At 68.7% G+C, this 3,765-nt stretch carries 3 protein-coding genes; 1 reads left to right on the forward strand and 2 read right to left on the reverse strand.

Annotation, left to right across the window (positions count from 1 at the left end; genetic code table 11):
* Nucleotides 1-415 precede the first annotated feature (415 nt).
* On the forward strand, nt 416-1,306 hold the full coding sequence (modD, locus tag QZY48_RS10890; protein WP_295430886.1) for a ModD protein: 891 nt from the start codon (nt 416-418) through the stop codon (nt 1,304-1,306).
* A gap of 383 nt (nt 1,307-1,689) precedes the next feature.
* On the opposite strand, the gene QZY48_RS10895 is transcribed toward modD, so the two are convergent.
* Nucleotides 1,690-2,304, reverse strand: coding sequence for a nitrogen fixation protein NifQ (locus tag QZY48_RS10895; protein ID WP_295430884.1), 615 nt, complete (start codon nt 2,302-2,304; stop codon nt 1,690-1,692).
* Nucleotides 2,305-2,719: 415 nt separating this feature from the next.
* Nucleotides 2,720-3,765, reverse strand: a 1,046-nt coding sequence (locus QZY48_RS10900; RefSeq protein WP_295430885.1) for a type VI secretion IcmF C-terminal domain-containing protein, incomplete at its 5' end; no start/stop codon positions are given.

Here is a 3,765-nt window from a genome sequence, read left to right on the forward strand (position 1 = left end):
CGTGACACCGGGGGTACCAATACCAGGCCCAGCCCGAGCACTGCAAACCTCGTCGGAGGCTGGAGACTGTTCACGTAGCGATGAGGCCAATTTACGGATCGGAGGCAAATCGGACTTGCGCTTGAACAGAGTATCTACGAGGCCCCGCGCCGTAGGGTCCGCTGTGCGGACCGTCCACCTTGCCGCTCGTGGGATGGTCATGATCAAGCCCAAACCCTCACCGCGCAGACCATCGGGTGCCGGCGCGCAACGGCTATACTCTCGCCGACCGGACCCAAGGTCAGGGTCGCGGCCACCGGCGCGGACTTGCCCATCGTTCCAGCCGGCGACCCTCCTCCGGAGTCCAAGGCTTCAGCCTTGGTCCCGCCCATCCAAGGCTGAAGCCTTGGACGCCGTCCGGGAACTGCCCGGAACCATGATTGCGCTCCCGCCCCAGTTCAGACCCGAGGATACCCCCCTGACGCCATCGATACCGCCGGTCCTCGCGGACCACGAACTGCACCGCCTGCTCGCCGAGGACACCCCCTTCGGGGACCTCACCACCGATTCGCTCGGGATCAGCGCCCACCCCGGCACCATCCGCTTCTTCGCCCGCGACCCGATGGTGGTCTGCGGGGTCGAGGAGGCGGTGCGGCTCTTCGCATTGTGTGGGGCCCAGGTCCGGCTGCTGGTCCCCTCGGGGACTGAAGTACCGACCGAGACCCTGCTGCTGGAGGCGACCGGCAGCGCCGGCGCACTGCACCGTGGCTGGAAGACCGCCCAGACGCTGGTCGAATGGTGCTCCGGCATCGCGACCAGCGCCGCCGCCATCGTCGCCGCCGCCCGGCGCGGTGACCCCGGGGCCCAGGTGGCCGGTACGCGCAAGAATGTCCCCGGCAATCGCGCCCTGGCGGCCAAGGGCTTCCGCGCCGGGGGCGCGGTGATGCACCGGCTCGGGCTCTCGGAGACCCTGCTGGTCTTCGCCGAACACCGGTTGTTTCTGGGGTCCGAGCCCCCCGCGTGGACCCTGGCGCGGCTGCGCGGCCAGTGTCCGGAGAAGCGGGTGGTGGTGGAGGTCCACGGGTTGCAGGAGGCCTTGGTCTGGGCCGGGGCGGACGTGCTGCAACTGGAAAAATGCACCCCGCAGATGGTCGCCGAGGTGTTAGCCGCGCTCGCCGCGTGCGGCTCGGCGGCCCTGGTCGCCGCGGCCGGCGGTGTCAACGCCCGCAATGCCGAGGACTATGCCCGCGCCGGTGCCCGGCTGCTGGTCACCTCGGCCCCCCACCTGGCCGCGCCACGGGACGTGCAGGTGCGCTTCGAGCGGTGATCCTAAATCCGGCCATGACTCTCACTAAGTCTGTGAGAGAACTGCTCTTTCCAGGTTCACGGCTTGTTCGTGACCCCGGAACATGAAATCTCATTGTGGGAGCGGCCTCCGGCCGCGATGCGGCGCCGCGCCGAACGTCGATGCCGCGTTCTCCGCGCGGCCCGTCGCGGCTGAAGCCGCTCCCACAGAGCCGCTGCGCGACTTTCACCCCAGAAAGAGGAGTTCTCTCACAAAGACACACAGACACAAAGATTTTCAACGCGATATGTCGATCGCGGAGGCCACCTGGGCGGGGATCGGTGCAACGCCTTCAATGATTTTTTTTTCTTTGTGTCTTTGTGTCTTTGTGAGAGCAATTCCCGGATTCAGCTTCACGGTGAGGCTCAGGGCCGAGGCGCGGCGCCCTCTCCATGCCCGAAGCAGTCCGCAACGTCCACGCAGTCCGCACAATTGGGTGACTTGCAGATGGGCACCGCGGCGCGCTCGCAGAGCTGGCGATAGAAGAACTTCTTCCATTTCATGTCGCCGACGTTGAGCGTCGCCAGCGCGGGAAAACAGGTCGCCATGAGCTCCGAGAGCAGGGGCCGGTGCGGCAGCCCCAGGTCCTGCCACAGATGGTTGTCGCGCATCGCCGCGGCGGCGATGGCGTGGCTCAGCCAGGTGAGCGTCTCGCTCGGCTCGCGGCGAGACTCCAGCAACAGTTCCAGGAGTTCGTCGAACTCGTCCGGCGGCGCCTGCCCGGGGTCACCGTTGCGCAGCGCCGCCCCCGGGAAGAAGGCGGCCAGGAGCCGCTGAAAGTCTGGTTCCGCCAACCCGCGGATCAGCGGTCGCCGGCCGGCGTCCAGCGCGCGCCCGATGACCCCCACGAAGGCCAGCGTCAGCGCCTCCTGCGGATTACGCGCCGCGGCCAGGAGGAACCGGCCATCACCGATCGGGGGCGCCGGCACGGGTCCGGCGTCGTCGTGGGCGGGCAGCTTGGGGAGGGGCGGGGTGGTCATCGGGTCGTTACCTCGCGGGGGCTGGCGGGCGATCCTTAAACCCAGAAAAAGAGTAGTTCTCTCACAAAGACACAAAGACACAAAGACACAAGAATTTTCATAGCGATCTGTCGGTCGTGGAGGTCACCTGGCGGTGCTCGGCGCAACGCCTTCAATGATCTGTTTTTCTTTGTGTTCTTTGTGCCTTTGTGTCTTTGTGAGAGCATTTTCCTGATTCGGGCTAACGGTCATGGCACCCGCGCCACCCCGGAACATGAAAGTCCTCTCGACCGCTAGCTCGATGGCCGGCGTGCGGGGCGGCGTAGTCAGGGCTTCCAGCCCTGACTGTTCCAGCCCCGACACCGTCAGGCCAGGATGGCCTGACTACGCACTTTCACGGTAAAGCAGTCGCATGACGGCCGCCGGTCGCTCTGCGCTAGAGCCGCTCGGGACAACTGAAGCCGCGCAGTTCTTTGAGATCGAAGGGGTTGCGGACACTGGTCGCGCGCAGGTCGAAGCTCGCGGAGAAGCCGGACAGGGTGAAGCCGAGGCGGAACAGTTCCGGTTGGGCGGTGGCCTGCAGGCGCGCCCGGTCCAGGAGCCGGAACCAGGCCCAGGGGCCCTCCTCGGTCTGGCCGGGGGTCTTGCCGTCGATCCCGGTGAAGGTGATGCGCGCCCGCCCGAGCCCCTCGGGTGCCGGCCATTTGAGGGTCTGGGGTTTGCGTGGCCCTTGGCGGTAGTCGAGGACCTGACCGCCCAGGTCGAGGGTGAACTGGGTCGCCAGGCGGTCCAGGCTGACGGGGGTCAGCTCGAACTCGACCGCCGGGGTCTTGCCGCCGCCCGCGAAGAAGGCCTCGCGGATCACCTCGGCGCGCTGAAACTGGGCCAGGACCGCCGCGGGGATGCCCAGGTCGGCGTTGGCCCAGCGCCAGGGGCGGCGGGAACTGTCGACCAGGGGTGCCAGGTGGTCCTTGAAGAAGGCGTCCAGGAGTCCCCCGGGGCCGAAGAGTCGGCCGAAGTCGGCCAGGGTGGTGTCGCGCTTGCTGCCCGGCTCGACCGGGTAGCGGCCCTGGATCGCCTCCCGGCAGAAGGGCAGGGGCGTGGCGGTCCAGAGGTTGTTCAACTGGACGCGCGCGCCCCCGGCCACCAGGGTGGCGCTGTCCTGGGCCAGGCTGCCGAGCAGCGTGGCCAGGACCGGGGGCGCGGCGGCGGCGCCCTGTTTGGCGGCCTGGATCTCCTTGCCGGTGCCCAGGGTCAGGGGGCCGCGTCCGCTGGTCGCGGCGGCGTCCACCGCGCTCAGGTGCAGGCCGAGCTGCCCGACGGTGTCCAGCGTCTTGTCGAGCGGGGCGGACTGGTCCCCGGCGGCGCCCACCAGGCCGTGCAGCCAGGCGAAGTGGCGGGTGACCGCGGCCTCCGGCGCCGGCGCCGCGCCGGCCTGCTCCCCGACGCGCCGGCGCAGGTCGGCGGCCGCGACCCCGGCCA

The organism is uncultured Thiodictyon sp. (assembly GCF_903828115.1).
In the GTDB taxonomy this organism is placed as follows: domain Bacteria; phylum Pseudomonadota; class Gammaproteobacteria; order Chromatiales; family Chromatiaceae; genus Thiodictyon.

Coding starts and splice junctions, on each gene's coding strand:
- QZY48_RS10895 (WP_295430884.1), bottom strand. CDS start 2,304: ATGACCACCCCGCCCCTCCCCAAGCTGCCCGCCCACGACGACGCCGGA.
- modD (WP_295430886.1), top strand. CDS start 416: ATGATTGCGCTCCCGCCCCAGTTCAGACCCGAGGATACCCCCCTGACG.